The 24,641-nt window shown below is 60.1% G+C and carries 21 protein-coding genes and 1 riboswitch; of the genes, 14 read left to right on the top strand and 7 right to left on the bottom strand.

Annotation, left to right across the window (positions count from 1 at the left end; all coding sequences use genetic code 11):
• The first annotated feature begins 63 nt into the window (after window positions 1-63).
• Together IFU31_RS09720 and IFU31_RS09715 are read left to right on the top strand one after the other, a co-directional pair.
• On the top strand, window positions 64-1,443 hold the full coding sequence (locus IFU31_RS09720) for a DUF2868 domain-containing protein (RefSeq protein ID WP_192102814.1): 1,380 nt from the start codon (window positions 64-66) through the stop codon (window positions 1,441-1,443).
• Window positions 1,436-2,794, top strand: coding sequence for a DUF3482 domain-containing protein (locus tag IFU31_RS09715; RefSeq protein ID WP_192102813.1), 1,359 nt, complete (start codon window positions 1,436-1,438; stop codon window positions 2,792-2,794). The genes IFU31_RS09720 and IFU31_RS09715 overlap by 8 nt, the downstream gene beginning before the upstream one ends.
• Window positions 2,795-3,062: 268 nt before the next feature.
• On the opposite strand, the gene IFU31_RS09710 is transcribed toward IFU31_RS09715, so the two are convergent.
• Complete coding sequence (locus IFU31_RS09710) at window positions 3,063-5,321, bottom strand: heavy metal translocating P-type ATPase (RefSeq protein ID WP_192102812.1); 2,259 nt, start codon at window positions 5,319-5,321, stop codon at window positions 3,063-3,065.
• Window positions 5,322-5,405: 84 nt separating this feature from the next.
• Here IFU31_RS09710 and cadR point away from each other — a divergent pair, with 84 nt between their 5' ends.
• The 7 genes from cadR to IFU31_RS09675 all read left to right on the top strand — a co-directional run bounded on the left by cadR (window position 5,406) and on the right by IFU31_RS09675 (window position 13,629).
• Window positions 5,406-5,855, top strand: coding sequence for a Cd(II)/Pb(II)-responsive transcriptional regulator (gene cadR, locus IFU31_RS09705; RefSeq protein WP_090355553.1), 450 nt, complete (start codon window positions 5,406-5,408; stop codon window positions 5,853-5,855).
• A 115-nt stretch (window positions 5,856-5,970) separates the two neighbouring features.
• On the top strand, window positions 5,971-6,270 hold the full coding sequence (locus IFU31_RS09700) for a helix-turn-helix domain-containing protein (RefSeq protein ID WP_090355550.1): 300 nt from the start codon (window positions 5,971-5,973) through the stop codon (window positions 6,268-6,270).
• A complete protein-coding gene (locus IFU31_RS09695; protein ID WP_192102811.1) occupies window positions 6,267-7,532 on the top strand; it encodes a type II toxin-antitoxin system HipA family toxin in 1,266 nt (421 codons plus the stop codon). The genes IFU31_RS09700 and IFU31_RS09695 overlap by 4 nt, the downstream gene beginning before the upstream one ends.
• A gap of 96 nt (window positions 7,533-7,628) precedes the next feature.
• Window positions 7,629-8,105, top strand: a complete 477-nt coding sequence (locus IFU31_RS09690; protein WP_192058928.1) for a GNAT family N-acetyltransferase — start codon at window positions 7,629-7,631, stop codon at window positions 8,103-8,105.
• 287 nt (window positions 8,106-8,392) lie between these two features.
• Window positions 8,393-10,318 carry an IucA/IucC family protein gene (locus tag IFU31_RS09685; protein WP_122480543.1) on the top strand — a complete coding sequence of 642 codons (1,926 nt, stop codon included), beginning with the start codon at window positions 8,393-8,395 and terminating at the stop codon, window positions 10,316-10,318.
• Window positions 10,308-11,498 carry an MFS transporter gene (locus IFU31_RS09680; RefSeq protein ID WP_122480544.1) on the top strand — a complete coding sequence of 397 codons (1,191 nt, stop codon included), beginning with the start codon at window positions 10,308-10,310 and terminating at the stop codon, window positions 11,496-11,498. The genes IFU31_RS09685 and IFU31_RS09680 overlap by 11 nt, the downstream gene beginning before the upstream one ends.
• A 22-nt stretch (window positions 11,499-11,520) precedes the next feature.
• Window positions 11,521-13,629 carry a TonB-dependent receptor gene (locus tag IFU31_RS09675; RefSeq protein ID WP_122480545.1) on the top strand — a complete coding sequence of 703 codons (2,109 nt, stop codon included), beginning with the start codon at window positions 11,521-11,523 and terminating at the stop codon, window positions 13,627-13,629.
• Between the two features lie 120 nt (window positions 13,630-13,749).
• Here the strand turns inward: IFU31_RS09675 and IFU31_RS09670 are convergent, their stop codons facing one another.
• Genes IFU31_RS09670 through IFU31_RS09660 form a run of 3 tightly spaced genes read right to left on the bottom strand, consistent with a single transcriptional unit; the run spans window position 13,750 to window position 16,382 of the window.
• A complete protein-coding gene (locus tag IFU31_RS09670) occupies window positions 13,750-14,721 on the bottom strand; it encodes a thymidylate synthase (protein ID WP_185794890.1) in 972 nt (323 codons plus the stop codon).
• Window positions 14,722-14,774: 53 nt separating this feature from the next.
• Window positions 14,775-15,587 (bottom strand): prolipoprotein diacylglyceryl transferase, encoded by an 813-nt coding sequence (gene lgt / locus IFU31_RS09665; protein WP_122480547.1) that lies wholly within the window; start codon window positions 15,585-15,587, stop codon window positions 14,775-14,777.
• 9 nt (window positions 15,588-15,596) lie between these two features.
• Window positions 15,597-16,382: a sulfite exporter TauE/SafE family protein gene (locus IFU31_RS09660; protein ID WP_122480548.1), complete on the bottom strand. Its 786-nt coding sequence runs from the start codon at window positions 16,380-16,382 to the stop codon at window positions 15,597-15,599.
• A gap of 121 nt (window positions 16,383-16,503) precedes the next feature.
• Here IFU31_RS09660 and IFU31_RS09655 point away from each other — a divergent pair, with 121 nt between their 5' ends.
• On the top strand, window positions 16,504-17,247 hold the full coding sequence (locus IFU31_RS09655) for an NRDE family protein (protein WP_192102810.1): 744 nt from the start codon (window positions 16,504-16,506) through the stop codon (window positions 17,245-17,247).
• An 11-nt stretch (window positions 17,248-17,258) separates the two neighbouring features.
• On the opposite strand, the gene IFU31_RS09650 is transcribed toward IFU31_RS09655, so the two are convergent.
• From IFU31_RS09650 to IFU31_RS09640, 3 genes are all read right to left on the bottom strand, one after another.
• Entirely contained in the window at window positions 17,259-18,086 is an 828-nt protein-coding gene (locus IFU31_RS09650) for a TIGR03915 family putative DNA repair protein (RefSeq protein ID WP_192102809.1), read from the bottom strand.
• Window positions 18,083-19,303, bottom strand: coding sequence for a putative DNA modification/repair radical SAM protein (locus IFU31_RS09645; RefSeq protein WP_122480551.1), 1,221 nt, complete (start codon window positions 19,301-19,303; stop codon window positions 18,083-18,085). The genes IFU31_RS09650 and IFU31_RS09645 overlap by 4 nt, the downstream gene beginning before the upstream one ends.
• Window positions 19,304-19,426: 123 nt before the next feature.
• Window positions 19,427-19,822: an acyl-CoA thioesterase gene (locus IFU31_RS09640; protein ID WP_122480552.1), complete on the bottom strand. Its 396-nt coding sequence runs from the start codon at window positions 19,820-19,822 to the stop codon at window positions 19,427-19,429.
• A 197-nt stretch (window positions 19,823-20,019) separates the two neighbouring features.
• Window positions 20,020-20,127, top strand: a riboswitch (S-adenosyl-L-homocysteine riboswitch).
• Between the two features lie 21 nt (window positions 20,128-20,148).
• On the opposite strand from IFU31_RS09640, the gene ahcY reads away from it, so the two are divergent.
• The 4 genes from ahcY to IFU31_RS09620 all read left to right on the top strand — a co-directional run bounded on the left by ahcY (window position 20,149) and on the right by IFU31_RS09620 (window position 24,523).
• Entirely contained in the window at window positions 20,149-21,558 is a 1,410-nt protein-coding gene (gene ahcY, locus IFU31_RS09635; protein WP_122480553.1) for an adenosylhomocysteinase, read from the top strand.
• Between the two features lie 69 nt (window positions 21,559-21,627).
• Window positions 21,628-22,473, top strand: a complete 846-nt coding sequence (metF, locus tag IFU31_RS09630; RefSeq protein WP_122480554.1) for a methylenetetrahydrofolate reductase [NAD(P)H] — start codon at window positions 21,628-21,630, stop codon at window positions 22,471-22,473.
• Window positions 22,474-22,557: 84 nt separating this feature from the next.
• Window positions 22,558-23,640, top strand: coding sequence for a hypothetical protein (locus IFU31_RS09625; protein ID WP_192055913.1), 1,083 nt, complete (start codon window positions 22,558-22,560; stop codon window positions 23,638-23,640).
• 52 nt (window positions 23,641-23,692) lie between these two features.
• A complete protein-coding gene (locus tag IFU31_RS09620) occupies window positions 23,693-24,523 on the top strand; it encodes a substrate-binding periplasmic protein (protein ID WP_192102808.1) in 831 nt (276 codons plus the stop codon).
• The last annotated feature ends 118 nt before the right edge of the window (window positions 24,524-24,641 follow it).

Here is a 24,641-nt window from a genome sequence, read left to right as displayed (position 1 = left end):
CCGGCAGAATAGCAGAGCCTCCTTGGGTTATGCTCACGACGAATCGGCCGCCTGGAAAAACGCGTGAGCGCACCCACTGCATTGCATCGACTCTGGCTCAGTGAAGCCATCCGCCTGCGCGAAGAGCAGGCAGGCCCCCTGGAAGACCTGGAAGCCAACCGCCGCGCACGTCAGCAAGGCGGCGACCTGGCCGCGCGCATCGAGCACCGTGCTCTGCTGCTGGCCGAACGTGATGGCCAGCGCCAGGCCCTGGGCCACTGGTTGCAGGGTGCGCGACTGGCGATGCTGCTGCTGGGCGTACTGGCCATGTTCAGCGGCGCGGGCCTGGCATTCGCGGCGTTGGGCGATGGCCTGCAGCCCGTCAACGTGTTCTGGGCGCTGGGCAGCCTGTTGGGGCTTAACCTTATTTTGCTGCTGAGCTGGCTGCTGGGGCTGGTCGCGTCCGGTGGACACGGTACGGTGCTGGGCCGCCTGTGGTTGTGGCTGAGCGAGAAACTGGCGCGTGATGCGCAAGCCATGCATCTGGCACCGGCGCTGGTATTGCTGCTGCAGCGGCGGCGACTCAACCGCTGGGCCTTGGGCACACTGGTGCATGGGCTGTGGCTGCTGGCCTTGCTGAGTGCGCTGGCCGTGCTGCTGTTGCTGCTGGCGACCCGGCGCTATGGTTTCGTCTGGGAGACCACCATTCTGGGCGCGGACACCTTCATCAACCTGACTCAGATGTTGGGCGCCGTGCCCGCGCTGCTGGGTTTCAGTGTGCCGGACATCGACATGATCCGCGCCAGTGGCGATCAGGCGACCAACATCGAAGGCGCACGCCAGGCCTGGGCCGGTTGGCTGGTCGGCGTGCTGCTGGTGTTCGGTATCGGCCCGCGCCTGGTGCTGGCCGCGTTCTGCCAATGGCGTTGGCGCCGAGGCCGCGCGGGTTTGACCCTGGATACCAGCCTGCCCGGCTACAGCCAGTTGCGCGAACGGCTGATGCCCAGCAGCGAACGCTTGGGCGTGCGCGATGAGGCGCCAGACGCGTTGCCGCATGTCACCACTCAAGCAGCCAGCGAATCGAGCAGCGGCGCTGTATTGGTAGCACTGGAACTCGACGGCCAGCATCCGTGGCCGCCTGCCCTGGCGCCCGACATTCAGGATGCCGGCGTGCTCGACAGCCGCGAGTCGCGCCAGCGGCTGCTGGAACAGATGACCCGCTTTCCGCCCGCGCGGCTGGTGATCGCCTGCGATCCGCGGCGCTCGCCGGATCGCGGCAGCCTCGGCCTGATTGCCGAACTGGCCAGGTGCGCCAACGTTACCCGAGTGTGGTTGTTACCCGCGCCACCCGGCCAGGCCCTCGACCCACAACGCCGTGGAGATTGGCAGGCGGGGCTGGATGCACTGGGCCTGCCGGTCGATGAATCGACCCCGTTGAGCTGGCTGGAGACAGGCCATGAGTAAGCCCCTGACCCTGGCCGTGGTCGGCCATACCAACGTCGGCAAGACTTCGCTGCTGCGTACGCTTACCCGCGACGTGGGTTTTGGCGAAGTGTCACACCGGCCCAGCACCACACGACATGTGGAAGGCGCACGTCTTTCAGTGGATGGCGATGCCTTGTTGGAGCTCTACGACACCCCTGGGTTGGAAGATGCCATTGCCTTGCTGGAATTCGTGGAGCGTCTGGATCGCCCCGGCGAGCGTCTCGACGGTCCGGCGCGGGTCGAGCGGTTTCTGCAGGGCAGCGAAGCCCGTCAACGCTTCGAGCAGGAGGCCAAGGTGCTGCGCCAGTTATTGGCTTCCGATGCGGGCCTGTACGTGATCGACGCACGCGAGCCGGTGCTGGCCAAGTACCGGGATGAGCTGGAAGTGCTGGCCAGCTGCGGGAAACCGCTACTGCCAGTGCTCAATTTCGTCAGCAGCAGCCTGCAGCGCGAGGGGGATTGGCGCGAGGCCCTGGCCCGCCTTGGTTTGCATGCCTTGGTGCGCTTCGACAGCGTGGCGCCGCCCGAAGACGGTGAACGGCGTCTTTATGAAAGCCTGGCGTTGCTGCTGGAGCATTCCCGTCCGGCCCTGCAGCGGCTGATCGACGATCAACAGGCACAACGGCTGGCGCGCCAGGGCAGCGCGCGGCGGTTGATTGCCGAACTGCTGATCGACTGCGCCGCCTGTCGTCGCAGCGTTACCAGTGACGCCGCGGCGGGCGCCATCGAAGACCTCCGCCAAGCGGTGCGCACACGCGAGCAGCGCTGCGTGGAAACGTTGCTGAAACTGTATGCCTTCCGCAGCCAGGATGCCTCGGCAGGCGACCTGCCGCTGTCGGATGGGCGCTGGGGAGACGATCTGTTCAACCCCGATACGCTCAGGCAGCTGGGGGTGAAGGTCGGCGGCGGCATTGCGGCCGGCGCAGCGGCTGGCGCGGGCGTCGACCTGCTGGTGGGCGGTTTGACCTTGGGCATGGCGGCCATCGCTGGGGCCATTGCCGGCGGCGCGCTGCAAACCGCACGAGGCTATGGCGCGCGCTTGCTGGGCAAGTTCAAGGGCGAGCGCGAACTGACCGTGGACGACAATGTGCTACGGCTGCTGGCGTTGCGCCAACAGCAATTGGTCAAAGCCCTCGATGCCCGTGGCCATGCCGCCATGGGCACCATCGAAGTGGCGGCGCCACAGGAGCAGACCTGGCGCGAAGGCAAGCTGCCCGAAGCCCTGAACAAGGCCCGCGCCTATCCGCAATGGTCCTCGCTCAACGGCCACAAGCACCTGAGCCAACGCGAGCGCGAAGAGCAGATCGAGGCGCTGGCCCGGCAGCTCTGACAACCCCGTAGGAGCGGCGCGGTATGTCAGATGCATCGGGGTGAGCCTTTCGCGGCCGATGACCGCTCCTACGCTGAGATCCGCAGTGCCACGAACCTTGTAGGAGCGGCCAGTGGCCGCGAAAAGAGCGCCGCGGTATGTCAGATGCATCGGGGGGGGGGGCTTTCGCTGCCGATGACCGCTCCTACGGTGAGATCCGCAGTGCCACGAACCCCGTAGGAGCGGCCAGTGGCCGCGAAAAGCGCGCCGCGCAGTCACGGGTGCAACGTCACTTGCGCAGCAACCGCAGCCCGTTGAACACCACCAACAGGCTTACGCCCATGTCGGCAAACACTGCCATCCACAGCGTTGCCATACCGGCCACGGTCATCAGCAGAAACACTGCCTTGATCGCCAGGGCCAGTACGATGTTCTGCAGTAACACGGCGCGGGTCTGCCTCGACAGCCGAATGAACGCCGGTATCTTGCGCAGATCATCGTCCATCAAGGCGACATCGGCGGTTTCGATCGCAGTGTCGGTGCCCGCTGCCGCCATGGCGAAACCGATTTCGGCCCGCGCCAGCGCCGGTGCATCGTTGATGCCGTCACCGACCATGCCAACCCGATGTCCTTGGGCGTACAGCTGTTCCACGGCCTTGAGCTTGTCGGCAGGCAACAGATCGCCAATGGCCTGATCGATACCCACTTGGGCGGCAATCGCCTTGGCGGTGTGCGGGTTGTCTCCGGTCAGCATCACGGTCTTTATGCCCAACGCATGCAACTGGGCAATGGCCTCGCGGCTGGTCTGCTTCACCGTATCGGCCACCGCGAACAACGCCACCGGCCCCTGCGGGCCCAGCAATACCACGACCGATTTACCTTCGCGCTCCAGCTGATCGAGTTGCGCTTCCAGCGCCGGGGAGCACTGACCCAGCTCTTCCACCAAGCGATGGTTGCCCAGGTGATAGGTCTGCCCTTCCACCTGGCCCTTGATGCCTCGCCCAAGCAAGGCCTCAAAGTTGTCCAAGGTCAGGGCCGCCCCATTTGCGTCAGCAGCAATCGCTCGCGACACAGGATGGTCCGAACGTCCCGCCAACGCCTGGGCAATCGCCTGTGCCCGGCCTTCGAAGGCGGAATCGAGCAGCGCGTAATCGGTCTGCACCGGCTTGCCGTGGGTGAGCGTGCCGGTCTTGTCCAGCGCCAGATAATCCAGCTTGTGGCCACCTTCCAGGTACACGCCCCCCTTGACCAGGATGCCTTTGCGCGCAGCCGCAGCCAGCGCACTGACGATGGTAACCGGGGTAGAAATGACCAGCGCGCAGGGACAGGCGACCACCAGCAGTACCAGCGCACGGTAGATCCAGTCAAACCAGGCGCCGAAACCTACCAGCGGCGGTACCACAGCGATCAGCAGAGCCAGGGCAAACACCACCGGCGTATAGATCCGTGAAAAGTTATCCACAAAGCGCTGAGTGGGTGCCCGCGCGCCCTGCGCCTGCTCGACCGCATGGATGATACGCGCCAGTGTCGACTGGCTAGCCGCGGCAGTGACCTGAAACTCCAGCGAACCCGCCTGATTGATGGTGCCGGCGAACACCTTGTCGCCCACGCCCTTCTCCACCGGCAGGCTTTCACCGGTAATGGGCGCCTGATCGATGCTGGATTGACCGGAAATCACTTCACCATCAAGACCGATGCGTTCCCCTGGACGCACACGTACGATGGCCTCCAGAGCGACGGTCTTGACGTCCTGTTCCAGCCATTGGCCATCGGCCTGGCGCACGGTGGCCGTGTCCGGCGTGAGGCGCATCAGACCGCCAATCGCATTGCGCGCACGATCCAGGGACTTGGCTTCGATCAGCTCGGCCACGGTGAACAGGAACATCACCATCGCCGCTTCCGGCCACTGGCCGATCAACACCGCACCGGTCACCGCGATGCTCATCAACGCGTTGATATTGAGGTTGCCGTTCTTCAGCGCGATCCAGCCCTTGCTGTAGGTGCCCAGGCCGCAACTGGCAATCGACACCAAGGCCAGCAATGCCACGACCCAAGTCGGCGCCGCCTGGGTGAAATGGACCACTTCGGCCGCGACCGCCGTCACGCCTGACAGCGCCAGCGGCCACCAGGGCTTGCGCGGCGTCGGCAGCGCACTGGCGGCAGGCTCGTCTCCGTTGATGGGTTCGGCATGCATGCCCAACGATTTGATGGCGCTCTCGATCGCCTGGGTATCGGGCAGCGAATGGCGCACGCCAAGCACGCGGTTGATCAGATTGAAATCCAGCTGCTGCACGCCGGCCAGCTTGGCCAGCTTGTTCTGGATCAAGGTCTGCTCGGTCGGGCAGTCCATCGCCTCGATGCGGAACTGACTCAGCCGGGCATCCTGGCTGTCGCCGGGTGCCAGCTGGACGGTCGACGGTGCAGTCGACTTGCTCGAGCAGCAGTGGCTCGACGGTGCGGAGCTTGGCTGGTGCTCGTGCTCATGCTCGTGCTCGTGCTCGTGCTCGTGCTTATGATCGTGGGCATGGCCGGAAGTGGGGTGGCTCATTGGTCGCAATTCCCTGAAGTGCAGGTTGCCAAGTGAACACCCTGTAGCCACTATAGGGTCAAGCATCTTTCAGGGGTTTTGAGCATGAAAATCGGCGAACTGGCGAAAATCACCGACTGCCAAGTCGAAACCATCCGCTATTACGAACGCGAAAGCCTGTTGCCGCCCCCTGCCCGCAGCGACGGCAACTATCGCCTCTACACCCAGGCTCACGTGGAACGGCTGACGTTCATCCGCAACTGTCGCATCCTGGACATGACCCTCGACGAGATCCGCAACCTGTTGACCCTGCGCGACAGCCCCCAGGACCAGTGCCAGAGCGTCAACGACCTGATCGATGAACACATCCATCACGTCAAGGCGCGGATAGACGGCCTGGTAGCCTTGCAGGAGCAGCTCGTTGCTCTGCGCCAGAAATGCCATGGCGGTACCGCCGAGGAGCACTGCGCGATTCTCCAGCGTTTGGAAGTCAGCGGCGCCGTCACCGTCCCCGATGCTGAGCACTCACATGTGGGCCGCAGTCACGGGCATTGAAAAAAATACGTCGCGGTTCAGCAGATACACCCTGGTATTCGAATCGCCCAAGAAATATGAATAATATATGGCTCATTACATTTGACATGAACCATATCAGGCTCATAATCAGCCTATGTTAACCACACTTCTGCAACAGATCCGCAACCGCCGCCAACAACTGGGCCTTCAGATCCAGGACATGCCCTTGCGCACGGGCCTCACCCGCCAGCAATACGGAAAGATCGAAAAAGACGGCAACCCGCGCCTCAACACCCTCGACCTGATTGCCGAAGGCCTGGACGCCAGCATGGTCCTGGTACCCAAGGATCAACTCAAGCTGATCGAAAAGATCCTGGCAGGCGCACCGGTGTACTTCGAGGACGATCGCCCTGTGGATAACTATCCGGAAAATCCTTGGGACGATCTGCCATGAGTATCGAAACCGTAGCGGCCTTGAAGCTGACGCTGCATTCGCAACTAGTCGGTTATGTCACCGGCCATTCGAATGGCAAGAATGTACTTACCTTGGCGCCGGATTACATCGATGATCCACACCGCCGCACGCTGACCTTATCTCACCTCAATCCGGGCATATTCAGGCGTCAACTGGCAAACAAACACCCCTACATCACCCATCACCGGCTGCACCCGGTGTTGAGCAATCTACTTCCGGAAGGCGCGCTGCGTGGCCTGGTTGCGCAAGCCATGAAAGTGCATCCAGACAGCGAATTTCCCTTGTTGAGCTGGCTCGGTCAGGACTTGCCGGGTGCATTGGTCGCCACTCCCGTATCTGCCGAACACATACCCGCCTATGCGCTGGGCAACCACGGCAAGATCACTCCAGTATCCATCGACACACCCGACCATCGCTCGCATTTCTCGCTGGCCGGCGTACAGATGAAATTCTCCATGCACGACCGGGATGGTCGTTACATAACCGCAGACCCCACGGCGCCGGGAGACTGGATCATCAAGACGCCTTCCACCGTTCATCCATTCGTGCCGCTCAACGAATACACCTGCATGAAACTGGCACAACTGGCAGGCGTCGACATTCCTGAAATACGCCTGGTCGGCATGGACATGATCGACAGCCTGCCCGCAATCAACCTACCCGACGAGCAATGGGCCTATGGCATTCGTCGTTATGATCGGCTTGCTGGAGGTCAGCGCGTTCATTCAGAAGACTTCGCCCAGGTGCTTTACGCCTACGCACACGATAAATACCGCAGCGGCCGTTATGAACAGATCGCCAAATTGCTCTACACCCAGACCCGCCATGGCCAACGGGATGTCACGCAAATGGCTGTGCGTTTGCTGGTCAATGTGCTCCTGGCCAACGGCGACGCGCATCTGAAGAACTGGAGCCTGATCTATCCGGACACTTTCAGCGCAGAACTGTCCCCGGCTTACGACATCGTCGCGACCAAGGTATTTATTCCCGGCGAGAGCCAGTTTGCGTTGAACATGGCCGATACCAAAGCCTGGTATGACGTCTCGCTCGAACACTTCAAACGATGGGCCGAGACCTCTGGAATACCTTGGCGACCCGTGCTCGTTCATCTACGAAAAACACTGGACGCAGCACGAACGCTGTGGCCTGAGGCCCTAGCGGCCAGCGTCATGAAGCCAAACCAGCAAGCGATCCTGCGCCAACATTGGCAACAGCTGCATGCGGACTTTCGGATCTCTTAACTGAATCAGCGAGCAAGGTTTTGAAACAATCCTGGTTTCGCTATTGCAAAGCCTGCCTATAGGTTCGTTGCACATGTCCAACAAAAAGAACCTGTCATGAATCGCACCGCAACCCCCTTTCAAATATCAGATCTGCGCACTGAACCTGGTTTTCTTGCCATCGTGGGCGAGCGGCTGTGGCAAGCCTGGTGGAAGGAAGACGGCCACACCTTGGAAGATGTGCTGACGCTTCTGGAAGACAGCCTGCGTTCCAAGCCCATTCCCACCACTTTGGTCGCTCATGCAGGTGAGCGGTTCATGGGCACGGTATCGCTGATCGTTTCGGACATGGATGAACGAGTGCAGTATTCGCCCTGGCTGGCGGCGCTGTGGGTGGAGGCCGAGAGCCGCAATGAGGGCGTCGGGGCGGCATTACTCACAGCCGGAATGCAGAAAGCGAAAGCTGAGGGTGTCGAGCGGGTCTATCTATGTGCTGTCGAGGAAAAGTCGGCGTACTACGGGCGGCTTGGCTGGGAGCAGATCGAGACTGACGTTGGGGGGATGAATATCTTCATGAAAATGTCGAAGGAGTAAGGTCGGAAAGTCTGTAGGGCTGGCATATGCCAGACTTCGATGTTGTTACCTGACCAGAAAGCTCGCCGCCCCGTCTTGAAAACCGTAAAGACCCTTGCGAAGACACGCAACTCTATCCATTCATCACCTAATCCGACGAAAAACCTGCGTTTGTGAAGGAAATGGCGCAAGGCATCCTAAAGCATAGGTTTCGGAAATGCCTTACGTGATAATAGGAATCATTACGTTTTATCGAGTTGCTTTACGCTATACGCTTTGATCTTCATTTCAAGGATGTGAGGGTGCCCATGACGTCGGCTCGAATCGGAACGCAACAAGCCGTTCTATCCCGCTGGATAAAAGCCTTAGATACGGAAGCTTTTAAACGTCGAGGTATAGGTCTCAGTGATCTAGTAAATGCGGCGCCCATCGCCTTGGAACATTCTTGCCAACGCTTGATCCAGGCGATGTTTCGGGAAAAACTTCTGGATTCTTCAGCGCTTAGTGCCTGTGCGGATGGAACCACATGCTTGGCTATCTCAGGGCGTGGTCGTATACGCTTTGACTCACTCAAGTCAGGGCCCATGGGGAGCTGGACGATAACAGGGAAGGTTTCGGTCGAAAACGTACAAGGCGTGGTAAAACCTGTCGAACTACCCTCCGATCTTCTGGAACTAATATACGATCATCTTACGGTGCATAACAGTAACTGCACCTTCGCAAGGATTGAGTCCGAAATCAACGATAGCTTTGCGAATGATATTTTGTGCATAGCATTCCAACGCCGTTGGGCATCACAACTTAGCAATATCGCCAAGCATGATGGCTATAGAAACACGCTGGACTGGCTCCACTCAAATCCTCAAAACTCGAATCCTACAGCCTTACTGGAGCAATGGGGTACCCTCGGACATCCTTGGCATCCAAATTACAAAACCAAGCTGGGTTTGGACATCTCTCAGATCATCGACTTTTCCCCAGAGTTCGAAGCTAGACTTCCGGTGATGCTGGCTGCGTTGCGCACTGACGTGTGTTACATAGAGTCAATGGATCCTGTTGAGAGCCATACAAAGTGGTGGCAACAACGTTTTCCAAAAGCGGCTGAAGAGTGGAAGCAAGCCCTTATAAAACTTAAACTAAAGCCCGATGATTACACGCCCATTCCGGTTCACCCCTGGCAAGCGACTACGGAACTCCCGAATTTATTTCCTGATGAAATTCGTCAGCATATGCTGGTGATTACCGATGTGACAGCGTTTACGGGCCATCCAACGATGTCATTCAGAACCGTAATACCAGATGGCAGGAGGAAAGCCCCATTAGTAAAACTTCCAGTCTCGCTAAGGCTGACCAGTGTGCAGAGAACAATCTCACCCCGCTCTGTACGGATGGGACCACGAGTAAGCAGACTATTACAAGAAATGCACGAAATTGAGCCGACCCTTATCCACTACCTGAAGATCATTCCAGAGCGCGTGGGCATCCAATATGAACCAGCACAATCGGATGACGATCGCGCGCGGCATATAGCAGCCATATTCAGAGACAATCCTGCAGATCTGGTTGATGACGGCGAACTGGCGATCCCGGTGGGCAGCCTATTTGCAATGGACGCGTCTGGCAGGCCGTTATTGGAACAGTGGATTGAGTTACGCTACAACTCCAATGAGCCTGACGCCGCTTTGAAATTCTACAAAGAATACATTTCAATGGCACTCCCTGGGCTTCTGGGATTCTATCTGATTTTCGGTGTCGCGTTTGAGGCACACCAACAGAACAGCTTCGTGATATTAGGCACCGGCCAACAGCCCAGCAAGCTCCTGATCCGCGACTTTGGTGACATCCGAATAGATCGTCAGGCATTCAATAAACATGCTTTGAATATTCAACTGCATGACCCTCACATGACACTGTTCGATGATTCTAACCATGTGAGAGACAAATTCATTCACACGACCCTGATGTGCCACATTGGGGAACTCTCTCTGCTCTGCGCACGGCAGTGGCGTATTCCCCATGCTGTGCTGTGGAATGCCCTGACTAAGGAAATAGAATCTGTGTTCTACCAATTCAGGTCAAAAGTAGACGCTCAACGCTGGGAAGCAGAGCGCCAGGCTATCCTTTTTGAGGACTGGCCTGCAAAAGCATTTCTGCGCATGCGGCTGGAAGAAAGTTCGAAAGATATTGTTGAAAGGATACCCAATCCACTGCGCACGCACAGCAATGCACGCTGACCATAAAGCGATTTTTCTCCTCGTTGCGATCCAGGCACTGTCGATGGGTGCTTTGGAAATGAGTGGCCCTTTCTGGCCTTTGCATATAAAAGCTCTTCTAGGTCCAGCATCTCAGGAACACTTGGCATTCTTCACAATGGGAGTATATGCAGGCCCCTTGGTAGCGGCAATGCTGCTGAGCCCGCTATGGGCTCGCTACGGAGACCGGGTCGGGCACAAAGCGATGATCTTGCGCGCACTTCTTGCGCTGAGCATATTCCAAGGCGCAGTGGCATTTATCTCAGACCCGACAACTTTGGTCATAACTCGTAGCATCCAAGGCGGACTTGCAGGGTTCTTGGTAGCCGCACAGGCCTATGCTTTGTGTTGTTGTCACGAGTTTAACAAAGCCAAAACATTGGCTTTACTTCAATCAGCAACTGCAATCGGTTCTTTGGTTGGTCCAGTCGTAGGCGGATGGTTGATTGACAAATATGACTTCAAACACATTTGCAGTGTAGCTGCATACGTTTGCCTAGCCTGTGCAATAGGCGGCGCGTTCTTGACCAACCATCGCCCGCAGGCTTATAGGTACCGCCAACGAGGGCCTGTGATCAGGCTCGATAGAAAGTGGCTTGCTGGGTTGTTATCAGTCATGTTTTTTTTGCAAGCGGCTAAAGTAATCTCTCAGCCTTTCTACTCACTTTATGTACTGGAGGTACTGAATGCACCTGGGTGGCTTATTGGAATTACTTATGCCGCAAGCGCAGCAACCCTTGCAGTCTCCGCGCCATTATGGGGGAAACTGTTTGATCATCATTCACATAGCCAGACGCTCAGGCTGATCGAAGGTATCGCATGGCTCTGTGCACTTACTATGGCAATAACAATATTCGCACAAGGTTGGCTAAGTTTCTTGATAACACGTTTGGTTTGGGGCGTATGGCAAGGAGCTTTGCTGCCTGTCACTTACGCAATTATTGCTCAGACAATCGATTCAACCCAGCGTGGATTCGTGATGGCGCTTGGTAATAGTGCAGCCAAGGCAGGGTCGCTGTTGGGCATCGCCTTGGGCGCTTCAACGCTGGCATGGATGCCCCTCGCTCAAAGTTTTTGGATCGTGGCTGCAACCTATGTTGCAGCGGCCATAGCCATTCGGCTCATGCGCAAAAGGACTGGCGCGCCACGCAGTATCTCCTAGTTTCCAACTAAAAGGACTTTGTATGCCCTACACGATTAGACCTGTCTGGCTTTTGACGATACTGACTCTGTGCACGGACTCGCGCGCCAGTGAAATGGAAAAAGAGGCCTTCCTGAGTCTTGACGCCAGTGTGGTCTCAGCCACCAGAACACAGGCGAGCATCGCTTCGATTCCAGGCTCGATCCAAGTGATCGATGAGTACCAGATCAGACAACAGGCAGGCACCGGTCGCCGCCTTTCGGATGTGCTTGGTCAGCTTGTACCCAGCCTTTCGCCTTCTAGCGGTGGCATGAGCAATTTTGGCCAAACGCTTCGGGGAAGGAACATGTTGGTCTTGATTGACGGGGTTTCCCAGAATGCTACTAGAGACAATTTCCGACAGCTGAACAGTATTGCTCCCAACAGCATAGAGCGTATCGAAGTCATATCTGGAGCGACCAGTATCTACGGCGCAGGTGCGTCAGGTGGCATCATCAATATCATCACCAAACGCAACTCTGATGCCGATTTATTGCTGCACAGTAAAATCGGACTGACATCTCCCGATACCCTACATCGTGGAGGGCTCGCCTATGAATTCTTCCAGAGCGCAACTGGCCGGCACGGTCCGCTGGACTGGTATGGCTCTGGCAATCTCATTCAGCGCAACGATCAATACGATGCAAGCCACGCGCGTATACCTCAAGACACGTCGCAGGGTAGCAGCATGGACACTCAAACCTATGACCTGCAGACCCGGTGGGGACTTGCTTTGGGGGAAGACCGTAATCTGACCCTGTCTCTGCAGGACTATAAGGACCGTCAGGACACTGACTACACCAAAGACCCTCGAAACAAGACCCGTCCAGTAGCTGTGAAGGGGCTGTATCTGAAGGAACAGCCTTACACGCATAATCAAGCGATCAATCTGAACTACAGAGAGGGGGACTTTTACGGCCAGACAGTGCAACTCGAAACCTATTGGCGTAAGGCCGATGCGCGTTTTTTCCCCGACCGCAAACGCGGACACGCCGGCGTTGCCAGCACCACCAGCACGCAGAATGTATACGGCCTTCGCGCGGCAGTGGAAACCGAGCTTCCCGGCATCGGCGCCAGTAGCGGAGATCTTGTGTGGGGTGCGGACTATAGCAACGAACACGCACGTCAACGTGGCGACCACTACCTGGTGGATGGGCTGACCTATCGAAAAACTGGAATTCGTTACGAATTGGGGCCTGACTTGACTACTCAGACACGCGCGCTATTTGCCCAGTCCGCATGGTATTGGGGCGACTGGACGCTTCGAGGGGGCGTTAGACACGAGCGGATCAATAGCGAGATAGCGGACAGCATTGCCTATGGCGAGATCGTTCAAACCGGCCAGCGCGCTGTACTCCCCGGGGACACGCTTGATTACAACGCCACGCTCTACAATCTGGGTATGGTGTATCAGCTCACTGATCAACAGAACGTTTTTACGAATTTCAGTCAGGGATTCTCTTTGCCTGATATTCAGCGTTTCATGCGGGACGTCACCAGCAGCTTCGATATCCAAACTCTCAACGCCCAAGCCATAAAGGTCGATAGCTACGAGCTGGGCTGGCGAGGTGATTGGAGCAACTGGCAAGGCCGCGTAAGCGCTTATCAGAACACATCGGATGTTACGCAGTTCTACGATGCCCAAGCACGCGTACTGCGGCTGATCAACCAACGTGAACGTGTGCGAGGCTTTGAAATGAGTGTTGACCACTCACTCAACGAACAATGGAGAGCGGGCGGCACCTACGCCTGGACAAAAGGCGAGACATACCAGCGAGGTAAGTGGCTGGACCTTCCCGCTACCCGGATTGCACCGCCCAAAACCACCGCGTATGTCAGCTATCAATCAAGCACCTACGACCTGCGCGCCCAAGCCATGCGACTCAGCAGCTATGGCGCCGCTGCGCGAGACCACAACGGTCGCAGAACCAAGGGCTATCTGACGATGGATCTGATAGGCGGCGTTGCACTCCCGGTCGGCCGTCTGGAAGCAGGCGTTTACAACGCGACTAACACGAAATACCAGACGCTGCTTACCCAAGCCAATGCCACCGCGCCTTATGCAAATGCGCAAGGGCGAACGCTGAGCCTGGCCTATTCGGCCGATTGGTAGGGTTGGGACCTGACTTGTCGCGAACGCCGAAATTGCTGCGGTACGTCACGCCTCCTGCAGCCAAGTCTTGCCCGCCGCCAGACCGATTCCAGGGGGGTTCTCGCCTTCAGTGGAGACCGATCACACCGCCATCGGTGCAGTCAGTGGTGCGTGGTGTTCGTACCCTTCCAAGGTAAAGTCGCTGGGTTCGATCAGCTCCAGCCACTCCGGTTGGTACACGCCAGTCTTGGCGAACTCGGGCACGCGGTCGGAGATCACCAGCTTGGGGGCCGGCAGCGGCTCGCGTTTCATCTGCTCGTTGAGCATGTCCAGGTGGTTTTCGTACACATGGGCGTCGCCGATGAAGTAGGTGAACCAGCGTGGCGTGTAGCCCGTCAGGCGACCGACCAGGGACAGCAGCGCGGCGCCTTCGGTGAGGTTGAACGGCGTGCCCAGACCCAGGTCATTGGAGCGGATGTACAACGTCAGCGAGATCTCGCGGGTTTCCGGGTTGGGGTGGAACTGGTACAGCAAGTGGCATGGCGGCAGCGCCATTTCATCGAGCTGGGCGCAGTTCCAGCCGTGGAACAGGATTCGCCGGCTGCCGGGGTCCTTGATGATGGTGTCGACGCATTGGCGAATCTGGTCGATGGCCTTGTACAGCACCACAAAGCCTTCGCCGTTTTCTTCGGCCTGGGCAATCTGCAGATATCCCTGGCTGGTGGCCAGCTCGATTGCCGCCGGGTTGCTCAGGGCGATGCGCTTGTAAGCCGGCCACTGGCGCCACTGCACACCATAGATCTCGCCCAGGTCGTCTTCACCCTGGCGGAACGGGTTGGCCAGCCATTGAGCGTTCTCGTTGGCGTTCTGGTCCCAGACCTTGCAGCCAAGGGCGCGGAATTCGGCGGCATTGTTGACCCCGCGCAGAAAACCGACCATTTCGCCGATGGCCGACTTGAACGCCAGCCGCCGGGTAGTGATCGCCGGAAAGCCTTCCTGCAGGTCGAACCGCAGCATGGCACCCGGGAAACTGATGGTGCGCACGCCGGTGCGGTTGCTTTGCAAGGTGCCGTTCTTGATGACGTGGGCGACCAGTTCCAGATATTGCTTCATGACTTACCTGCATCGTTCAGGGCGCAACCGCAGTCACGCCCAGGCAAAAAGAATCAAACGGCCGGACGTGAAGCCGCCGGCGTGCGGTGGTAGGCCCACCAGATCAACCCCAGGCCGCCCAGGATCATCGGCAGACACAGCACCTGTCCCATGGTCAGCCAGCCCCACGCCAGGTAGCCCAGCTGCGCATCGGGCACACGGACGAATTCGACGATGAAACGGAAGATCCCGTAGAACAGCGCGAACATGCCCGATACCGCCATGGTCGGCCGCGGTTTGCGCGAGAACAGCCAGAGGATGATGAACAGCGCGACGCCTTCCAGGGCAAACTGATAGAGCTGCGAGGGGTGACGGGGCAACTGCGCCGGATCGCTGAAAGGCGGAAAGATCATCGCCCATGGTACGTCGGTGGCCTTGCCCCACAGCTCGGCGTTGATGAAGTTGCCAATACGCCCGGCGCCCAGCCCTATCGGCACCAGCGGCGCGATGAAGTCCATCAGTTGGAAGAACGATTTGTCGTTCTTCCTGCCGAACCACCAGGTCGCCAGCATCACGCCCAGCAGCCCGCCATGGAACGACATGCCGCCCTTCCACACCTCGAATATCAAAGTCGGGTTGGCGATGTATTGCTCCAGGTCGTAGAACAGCACGTAGCCGAGGCGGCCGCCGACGATCACCCCCATTGCGCACCAGAACACCAGGTCCGAGAGCTTTTCCTTGGTCCAGGTCGGGTCGAAACCGTTGAGCCGGCGCGAAGCCAGCAACCAGGCGCCACCAATGCCCACCAGGTACATCAAGCCGTACCAGTGGATTTTCAGCGGTCCGATGGCCAGGGCCACCGGGTCGATCTGCGGGTAAGGCAGCATTGCGATTCCTCAGCTAAGCAAAAAACTCATGCCGACGCTGAACAGCAGCGCGGCGAACAGGCGTTTGAGCACACGTGGCGATAACTTGTGCGCCAGGCGTGCCCCGTATTTGGCGAAAAACATGCTGGTGATGGCGATGCCCGCCAAGGCCGGCAGGTAGACGAATCCGAAACTATGCGCTGGCAGGCCCGGCTCGTGCCAGCCCAGCACCATGAAACTTGTCGCGCTGAACAGGGCGATCGGCAGGCCGACCGCCGAGGACGTCGCGACGGCCTGCTGCATGGACACACTGCGCCAGGTCAGGAACGGCACGGTCAACGAGCCGCCACCGATACCGAATATGGCCGAAGCCCAACCGATCACTGTGCCGGCCACGCCCAGACCCAGTTTGCCGGGTACCTGGCGGGTGGCCTTGGGCTTGAAGTCCAGTGCCATCTGCACGGACACCAGCACCGCGAACACGCCGATGATTTTCTGCAGGTGCGGGCCTTGGATCAGCGACGCGGTGAACGCGCCGATGCCTGCGCCTACCACGATACCCAGGGTCATCCAGCCGACCACTGGCCACTGCACCGCTTTCATCCGGTGGTGGGCACGAATGGCATTGATCGAGGTGAACACGATGGTGGCCAGCGAGGTGCCCACCGCCAGGTGCGTCAGTACCGAGGCATCGAAGCCCTGCAAGGTGAAGCTGAACACCAGCACTGGCACGATGATGATACCGCCGCCCACGCCGAACAGGCCGGCCAGCACGCCAGCGCAGGCACCGAGCAGTAGATACAGCGCGAATTCCATGGTTGCCCCCGTAAACAGTTCGGCATGGTACCGGAACCGGTGCCCCACGCTCCACCTTGCAGCGATGGATAGGCGCGCCGGGGATCGGTAGAGTGAAGCCAAACTACAAGGATTTCCACGTATGTGCCTGATCGTTTTCACCTGGCAGCCCGGCGCCGCCCACCCGCTGGTGCTGGCGGGCAACCGTGACGAATTCCATGCACGGCCCACGGCGCCCCTGTCCCCGTGGCGGGAACACCCTGGCGTTCACGCCGGGCGGGATCTGGAAGCCGGCGGTACCTGGCTGGGCATCGGGCCCGAGCAGCGCATCGCCGCCCTGACCAATATCCGCCGACCTGGCCAGCCGCCCGCTCGGCGCTCCAGAGGTGATCTGGTCGCAGGCTTTCTTACCGGCACAGGGTCGATCGACGAGTACCTGCAGAGTGTCATGGACCGCCTGGACGAATATGCCGGATTCAATCTGCTGCTCGGCGATGGCCAGCGCCTGTGCTACCTGCACTCGGCCGCGGCCGCGCCGCAGTATCTGTCGGCGGGCACCTATGGGTTGTCCAATGCCGGGCTTGATACGCCATGGCCCAAGCTGGTGAAAGCCCGTCAGGGGCTGGAAGCATTGGGCAGCCAGCCCCATGCGCTGCTGGACCTGCTGGCCGACCCGGCCCAGGCGCCCGAGCATGCATTGCCCGACACCGGCGTGGGCCTGGCCACCGAGCGGTTGCTCTCGAGCGTATTCATTACCGGGGCCAGCTACGGGACGCGGGCCAGCACCGTGGTCATCGTCGATGCCGCAGGTCGTCGGGAAATGATCGAGCGCAGCTTCGGCCCACTGGGCAGCGCACTGGGCGAAGTGCACCTGCAATCGGTCTAGCCAGTTGTGCGCTAAACCGAACGGCCGATGCGTTTGCCCTGGCGCTTGCCGATGTCGCTGGCCTGGCCATCGCGCTGCTTGCCGGTGCGCGCATCGCTGATCAGGCCGGGAATCAATGCCCCTTCAGGCAGATTCTTCCAGAAGCGGGTGGGCAGGTGGCCCTGCATGACCTTGGGGTTCAGGCGCGCAGGATTGAAGATGTGGCTGTAGTAGGTCAGCCACAGCTCGCCTTGCGGGTCGTGCGCCTGCTGCGCCAGCTGTTGCCATTCCAGCGGGCACTGCCGTTCGTGGATCAACTGCACGCCGTCGTAATAGACCCCGTCCTGCGGCGTTGCGATCAGCCAGCGACTGCGCCCCATGCGGCCGATGAAATGCTCGCTGGCGAGGGCCAGAATATCGTGGGCCGGCTCATGCCAGGCCACGTACTCGGGGCCCGGTGGCCCCTCGGCCGCCGCCGGCAGCTCGACGAAACGCAGGAAGGCATGCAGATGGTGGCTTTCGCGTCGCACCTGCTTGATGCGCCGGTGCAGTTCACTGCCCAGGCGATCACCCGCCAGCATGGCCGTGCGATCGCCGTGACTGACGCGCCAGAGCACCTCGTACAACAGGCTCCAGCGTTGCTCGCCGCGGTACTGTGCTGCGCTTTCAAGAAGCTCGATGAGGGCCAGGGGAATGCGCGCCTGGAATGGCCCGACTTCCGCCGGGTAGTGCTCGTCCGTGGCGAACAGGTCCGCCACGGTGTTCCAGCCCACATGACTCGGATCGATCTGATGGCTGAGCAGCCAGCGCGCCTGTTGCCGCCAGGTCGCGAACAGGTCGTCGCAATCCAGGCATATCATCCCCACAGCCCCAACTGCTGGGGTTGCGGGCGATCACGCAGCTGGTCGCGCAGCAACAGGGTGGAGATTTCTGCCTGTTGTGGATGGTAATCGCTGGTGATGAAGAACGGCTTGGCCTTGGCCAGCACGCAGCGCAGGCGAGTCAGGTCTTCATAGCGAATCCGCCGCTGCCGGCGTAGCTCTACCAGGCGCTTGGTGGTACGCAGGCCAATACCGGGTATGCGCGCAATCAGCGCGGGTTCGGCACGGTTCAGGTCCAATGGGAAAACGCTTCGGTTTTCCAGGGCCCAGGCCAGTTTCGGGTCGATGTCCAGCGCCAGGTCGCCCGGACCGGACAGCAATTCGTCCGCCTTGTAGCCATAGCTGCGCAGCAGGAAGTCGGCCTGGTAGAGGCGGTGCTCGCGCATCAGCGGCGGTGCTGCCAGCGGCACGCTCTTGGGGCTGTTGGGAATGGGGCTGAACGCCGAATAGTAGACCCGCTTCAGGCCGAAGTTGCCGTACAGCGACTCGGCGCTGTGCAGGATGGTGCTGTCATCGGTCTGGTCGGCACCGACGATCATCTGCGTGCTCTGCCCGGCCGGTGTGAAACGCGGCGCACGCGGCTCGTTGAGCACGGTCTGCTGACCGGTGTAGATGGTGCTCATGGCTTTCTTGATCGAAGCGACGTCTTTTTCCGGGGCGAGGGTCTGCAGGCTGGCATCGGTGGGCAGCTCGATGTTGACGCTCAAGCGATCGGCATAGCGACCGGCTTCGGCGATCAGCGCCGGGTCCGCTTCGGGAATGGTCTTGAGGTGGATATAACCGCGAAACTGATGTTCCTCGCGCAGCAGGCGTGCGACGCGAATCAACTGCTCCATGGTGTAGTCGGCCGAGCGAATGATGCCCGAGCTCAGGAACAGCCCGCTGATGCAGTTGCGGCGATAGAAATCCACCGTCAGCCGCACCACTTCCTCGGGCGTGAAGCGCGCCCGCGGCACGTCACTGGAGCGGCGGTTGACGCAATACTGGCAGTCGAACAGGCAGAAGTTGGTCAACAGGATCTTGAGCAGCGATACACAGCGGCCGTCCGGCGTGTAGCTGTGGCAGATGCCCATGCCATTGGTCGAGCCCAGCCCGCCCTTGCCTTCCGAGCTGCGCTTGGGCGCACCGCTGCTGGCGCACGAGGCATCGTACTTGGCGGCGTCGGCGAGGATGCTGAGCTTATCGATCAATTGCATGAAATTTCCCGATACTGTTTTTATGTACAGTACAGAAATACCGGGCTGCCAGCAACGCCACCGGTCGGCCAGAAGCCAGGCAATACGCGGCCTGGGCCCCGACCTTCGGTAACCCTCAAGGGCTCAGCCGACGGTGTCGAACTGATCCTTGATGTAGCGGATTTCGCTGCGTCCGTGAGGCGCTGGCAGGCCATCTTCGCCGAGGTTGACGAATACCAGCTTGTCCACGGTGAGGATGCTCTTGCGGGTGATCTTGTTGCGCACCTCGCAGGTCAGGGTGATGGAGGTCCGCCCGAATTCGGTCGCGGTGATACCCAACTCGATGATGTCGCCCTGGCGCGAAGCGCTGACGAAGTTGATCTCGGAGATGTACTTGGTCACCACGCGCTGGTTGCCCAATTGGACGATGGCGTAGATGGCCGCTTCCTCGTCGATCCAGCGCAGCAGGCTGCCACCGAACAAGGTGCCGTTGGGGTTGAGGTCTTCAGGTTTTACCCATTTGCGCGTATGAAAATTCATGCTGGCTCCTCTGTTCTTCACCTTAAGTGGTTCGAATCATGGCAGACCGCGCCGCCCGGCTCCATTGAGCTTTGCCTATGAATACCATTATCGATCCGGCGCTGATCGTCAGAAATACTTTGGCAGCTGGGCACATCGCTATATAATCGCCACCGATTCACCCAACGGCCCTTTTCACTCCCGGCCGTTCCCGCCACCCGTCCGAGGGGCGCTGCAGCAGGCTCGACCTGTCAGGCTCGGATGGGGCGTTGTCCTTTCAGGCCTTGCCTGGGGACGCCAAACGCACACAACGGCGCCCATTCGAACCTTACGAATGGAGGCTCTTAATGAGCGCTGTACTTACGCCTGCTGGTTTTTCCGATTTCAAAGTCGCCGACATCTCCCTGGCTGCCTGGGGCCGTCGCGAAACCATCATTGCCGAGTCGGAGATGCCGGCACTGATGGGCCTGCGCCGCAAATATGCCGGCCAGCTGCCGCTCCAGGGCGCGAAGATCCTGGGCTGCATCCACATGACCATCCAGACCGCCGTGCTGATCGAGACCCTGGTCGCCCTGGGTGCCGAAGTGCGCTGGTCCTCGTGCAACATCTTCTCTACCCAGGACCAGGCCGCTGCAGCCATCGCTGCCGCTGGTATCCCGGTGTTCGCCTGGAAAGGTGAAACCGAGGAAGAATACGAGTGGTGCATCGAGCAGACCATCCTCAAGGACGGCCAGCCATGGGATGCCAACATGATCCTGGACGACGGCGGCGACCTGACCGAAATCCTGCACAAAAAATACCCGGCCATGCTGGACAAGGTCCACGGCGTGACCGAAGAAACCACCACCGGCGTACACCGCCTGCTGGACATGCTGGCCAAGGGCGAACTGAAGATCCCGGCCATCAACGTCAACGACTCGGTGACCAAGAGCAAGAACGACAACAAGTACGGCTGCCGTCACAGCCTCAACGACGCCATCAAGCGCGGCACCGACCACCTGCTGTCGGGCAAGCAGGCGCTGGTGATCGGCTACGGTGACGTGGGCAAGGGCTCGGCCCAGTCGCTGCGTCAGGAAGGCATGATCGTCAAGGTTTCCGAAGTCGACCCGATCTGCGCCATGCAGGCCTGCATGGATGGCTACGAGCTGGTTTCGCCATTCATCGACGGCATCAACGACGGCACCGAAGCGAGCATCGACAAGGCCCTGCTGGGCAAGATCGACCTGATCGTCACCACCACCGGTAACGTCAACGTCTGCGATGCCAACATGCTCAAGGCGCTGAAGAAGCGTGCCGTGGTTTGCAACATCGGGCACTTCGACAACGAAATCGACACCGCTTTCATGCGCAAGAACTGGGCATGGGAAGAGGTGAAGCCGCAGGTGCACAAGATCCACCGCACCGGTGCCGGCAGTTTCGACGCGCAGAACGACGACTACCTGATCCTGCTGGCCGAAGGCCGTCTGGTTAACCTGGGCAATGCCACTGGTCACCCAAGCCGCATCATGGACGGCTCGTTCGCCAACCAGGTGCTGGCGCAGATCTTCCTGTTCGAGCAGAAATACGCCGACCTGGACGCCAACGGCAAGGCTGCGCGCCTGACCGTCGAAGTGCTGCCGAAGAAACTCGACGAGGAAGTGGCCCTGGAAATGGTCCGCGGTTTCGGCGGCGTGGTCACCCAGCTGACCCAGCAGCAGGCCGACTACATCGGCGTCACCGTCGAAGGTCCGTTCAAGCCAGAAGCCTATCGCTACTAAGCTTCTGCACCGTTGATACGGCGGGCCAGCCAACCCTGGCCCGCTCGATGGGTTTACCGAGAAACTGCCATGTCTCAAGATCGTCCCTTAAGCTTCGAGTTCTTTCCGACCAAGACCGATGCCGGGCATGAAAAGCTGATGGGCGTTGCCCGCCAGTTGGCTGCCTACAAACCCGATTTCTTTTCCTGCACCTACGGCGCCGGCGGTTCGACCCGCGACCGTACGCTGAACACCGTTCTGCAGCTGGAAAACGAAGTCAATGTTCCCGCCGCTCCGCACCTGTCGTGCGTGGGCGACAGCAAGCAGGACCTGCGTGGTCTGCTTGACCAGTACAAAGCGGCCGGCATCAAGCGCATCGTTGCCCTGCGCGGCGACCTGCCTTCGGGCATGGGCATGTCCAGCGGCGAGCTGCGCCATGCCAACGACCTGGTCGAGTTCATTCGCGCCGAAACCGGCGACCATTTCCACATCGAAGTGGCGGCCTACCCGGAGATGCATCCGCAGGCGCGCAATTTCGAAGATGACCTGGTCAACTTCGCGCGCAAGGCCAACGCCGGCGCCAGCAGCGCAATCACTCAGTACTTCTTCAACGCCGACAGCTACTTCTACTTCGTCGAGCGTGTGCAGAAGCTGGGCGTGAACATTCCGATCGTGCCCGGCATCATGCCGATCACCAACTACAGCAAGCTGGCGCGTTTCTCCGACGCCTGCGGCGCAGAAATCCCGCGCTGGGTGCGCAAGCAGCTGGAAGCCTACGGCGATGACGTGAAAAGCATCCAGGCGTTCGGCGAGCAAGTGATCACGCAGATGTGTGAGCGTTTGTTGCAGGGCGGCGCACCAGGTCTGCACTTCTATACCCTTAACCAGGCAGAACCCAGCCTGGCCGTATGGAACAATCTGAAACTCAGCAGCTGAGTCTTCTCAGGCGGCCACAGGGCCTCGGCACATTGCCGGGGCCTTTTTTCGTCGTTCATCAGCATCAGAATCAGAATCAGGTCCATGGTCACTCAAACCCGCTCTTCTCGCCCGCAACTGGTCTACCTCGTGTTCGGTGCCGACACCTATCACCGGGAAGCCATCTTCAGCATCTGCAGCGCCCTGGCGCGTCTACGGGAAACGCCCGGTCACCGCATCGATATCCAGGTGTTCACCGACGACCCCGCGCCCTACGGCGACCTGCCGGTACGCGTGCGCAATTTCGACGCGGCCACCCGCAAGGCGTGGATGCAACCGCACGGTTACCACTTCCGCATCAAGCACATGGCGCTGCTCGAAGTGCTGCGCGAATCCGAAGTCGCTCTGCTGATCGACACCGATACCTTTTTCCATCAGTCGCCGCTGGCGCTGTTCGAGCGTATCGCGCCGGGGAGCCTGCTGTGCAACGCGATCGGTATCCGCTATGGCGACTGCCGCGAAAGCGTGCTGTACACCGCATTGAGCGAAGAACTGCAGGCGCGCGGCCTGGCCGATGACCAGATGCCTTTGATCAACTCCGGGGTGATCGGCCTGCACGCCGACGATGCCTGCCTGCTCGAGCGCTCGATCGAGCTGATGGACGACCTGTACCCGCGGGCCCAGGGTGCCTACATCCTGGAGGAGTTCTGCCTGGGCATCGCCGCCTACCGGCACTACGCCCTGCGTGAATGCCCTGACCTGATCCACCATTACTGGAGCCGCAAGCAGCTGTTCCGGGCCAAGGTCATGGCGTGGCTGCGCAAGCACCAAAACGTGCCGCTCGATCCTGCTGCGCTGGACGATACCCGGCAGGTCACCGCCCAGTTGCCGCGTCCGCCCGCTGCGCAACGCCTGCTGTTCAAGGCCGTGACCCTGCTGCTGCCCGGTCATCAGCGGCAGTTCGTGCGCGAAGTGCTGTATGGCTGCTATCCCCATGCCAACGAGTTCGATCAGGCCTGCGCGCCCGTCTGGTGGGAAAAGGCTCAGGACAACGTCGAGCGGCGCATGCGCACGCCGCTGCAGCCGCGGCAACTGGAACAGTGGCTGGGGCATCCCGGCGTTCGTTTACTGCTGGGCCGCCGCCGCAGCTCCATCTATCAGCACCTGACGAGCCGGCAAAAGTCCTGAAAGCCCGGCGCAGACCTTTTCAAGCGGAGCCAGCCGTCGTAATCTCCGGCCCATGGTTGCCATCCTCCGCTCGTTGCCCTCTGCGCTTCTCCTTTGCTGGTGCCTGCAGGCCCACGGCGAAACGCTGCGCATCGTCACCGATTCATGGGCGCCCTACGCCTTCGAGGAAAACGGTAAGGCGCAGGGAATCGACTACGACATCACCGCGCTGATCTTCGAGCGCCTGGGCATTCAAGTGCAGTGGCAATTCCTGCCGTGGAAACGCTGCCTGGCCATGCTCGATCAAGGCCAGGCCGACGGCATCCTCGATATTTTCCAGACCAACGAACGCGATGCCAGCCTGTTCTATCCCAGGGAGCCGCTGTCGGAGGTGGAATGGGTGTTCTACCAGGCCAACGATCGCCCTCACCCAGTGCAGAGCATGGCCGACCTCAAGGGGCTGACCGTGGGCATAACGGCGGGGTACGACTACGGTGACGAGTTCGCCCAGGCGCCTGGCGTGATCCGCGAGAGCGGACCCAGCCAGGAAGCCAACTTCGGCAAGCTGGCCAAGGCACGCATCGACCTGCTGATCACCGACCGCCGGGTGGGCGAATACACCGTCAAGCGTCTGGGCATGGAGCAGCGGGTCAGTCGCCTGCCCATGGAGATCGGCAGCAATCCGCAGTTTCTGGCGGTACGCCGCGGCGCCGGGATGGACCTGCTGGTGCAGCGCTTCGCCGCGGAACTGCGCCGGTTCAAACAGGAGCCGGCCTACACGCAGTTGCTGGCACGCTATGCCGACGCGCCAATGAGTGGTAAAACGCTACCTTCCGCTGCGCCGCAGATACTGCGGCAACCGCCCGCGAGCACCGCTGGGCAGCGTGAAAGCAGCGCAATGTGATTGCTCTGTTATACTCGGCCCTTGTGCCAGGCTTACGTCCGGCCGCTCGGCCTTGCCAAGGCCTCTCGAAGCACCTGCCAGCTGGGCTTGCGCCCGCGCATCGCTTCGTGAAGCCCCC

The sequence above is a fragment of the Pseudomonas sp. CFBP 13602 genome, assembly GCF_014842725.1.
In the GTDB taxonomy this organism is placed as follows: Bacteria; Pseudomonadota; Gammaproteobacteria; order Pseudomonadales; family Pseudomonadaceae; genus Aquipseudomonas; species Aquipseudomonas baltica.
The sequence above is the reverse complement of the archived record's forward strand: the minus strand, read 5'-3'. Positions and strand labels throughout refer to the sequence as shown.

What these genes read in the sequence shown, in the direction of transcription:
- IFU31_RS09715 (WP_192102813.1), top strand. Translation starts at nt 1,436, where the DNA reads ATGAGTAAGCCCCTGACCCTGGCCGTGGTCGGCCATACCAACGTCGGC.
- IFU31_RS09710 (WP_192102812.1), bottom strand. Translation starts at nt 5,321, where the DNA reads ATGAGCCACCCCACTTCCGGCCATGCCCACGATCATAAGCACGAGCAC.
- cadR (WP_090355553.1), top strand. Translation starts at nt 5,406, where the DNA reads ATGAAAATCGGCGAACTGGCGAAAATCACCGACTGCCAAGTCGAAACC.
- IFU31_RS09700 (WP_090355550.1), top strand. Translation starts at nt 5,971, where the DNA reads ATGTTAACCACACTTCTGCAACAGATCCGCAACCGCCGCCAACAACTG.
- IFU31_RS09695 (WP_192102811.1), top strand. Translation starts at nt 6,267, where the DNA reads ATGAGTATCGAAACCGTAGCGGCCTTGAAGCTGACGCTGCATTCGCAA.
- IFU31_RS09690 (WP_192058928.1), top strand. Translation starts at nt 7,629, where the DNA reads ATGAATCGCACCGCAACCCCCTTTCAAATATCAGATCTGCGCACTGAA.
- IFU31_RS09685 (WP_122480543.1), top strand. Translation starts at nt 8,393, where the DNA reads ATGACGTCGGCTCGAATCGGAACGCAACAAGCCGTTCTATCCCGCTGG.
- IFU31_RS09680 (WP_122480544.1), top strand. Translation starts at nt 10,308, where the DNA reads ATGCACGCTGACCATAAAGCGATTTTTCTCCTCGTTGCGATCCAGGCA.
- IFU31_RS09675 (WP_122480545.1), top strand. Translation starts at nt 11,521, where the DNA reads ATGCCCTACACGATTAGACCTGTCTGGCTTTTGACGATACTGACTCTG.
- IFU31_RS09670 (WP_185794890.1), bottom strand. Translation starts at nt 14,721, where the DNA reads ATGAAGCAATATCTGGAACTGGTCGCCCACGTCATCAAGAACGGCACC.
- lgt (WP_122480547.1), bottom strand. Translation starts at nt 15,587, where the DNA reads ATGCTGCCTTACCCGCAGATCGACCCGGTGGCCCTGGCCATCGGACCG.
- IFU31_RS09660 (WP_122480548.1), bottom strand. Translation starts at nt 16,382, where the DNA reads ATGGAATTCGCGCTGTATCTACTGCTCGGTGCCTGCGCTGGCGTGCTG.
- IFU31_RS09655 (WP_192102810.1), top strand. Translation starts at nt 16,504, where the DNA reads ATGTGCCTGATCGTTTTCACCTGGCAGCCCGGCGCCGCCCACCCGCTG.
- IFU31_RS09650 (WP_192102809.1), bottom strand. Translation starts at nt 18,086, where the DNA reads ATGATATGCCTGGATTGCGACGACCTGTTCGCGACCTGGCGGCAACAG.
- IFU31_RS09645 (WP_122480551.1), bottom strand. Translation starts at nt 19,303, where the DNA reads ATGCAATTGATCGATAAGCTCAGCATCCTCGCCGACGCCGCCAAGTAC.
- IFU31_RS09640 (WP_122480552.1), bottom strand. Translation starts at nt 19,822, where the DNA reads ATGAATTTTCATACGCGCAAATGGGTAAAACCTGAAGACCTCAACCCC.
- ahcY (WP_122480553.1), top strand. Translation starts at nt 20,149, where the DNA reads ATGAGCGCTGTACTTACGCCTGCTGGTTTTTCCGATTTCAAAGTCGCC.
- metF (WP_122480554.1), top strand. Translation starts at nt 21,628, where the DNA reads ATGTCTCAAGATCGTCCCTTAAGCTTCGAGTTCTTTCCGACCAAGACC.
- IFU31_RS09625 (WP_192055913.1), top strand. Translation starts at nt 22,558, where the DNA reads ATGGTCACTCAAACCCGCTCTTCTCGCCCGCAACTGGTCTACCTCGTG.
- IFU31_RS09620 (WP_192102808.1), top strand. Translation starts at nt 23,693, where the DNA reads ATGGTTGCCATCCTCCGCTCGTTGCCCTCTGCGCTTCTCCTTTGCTGG.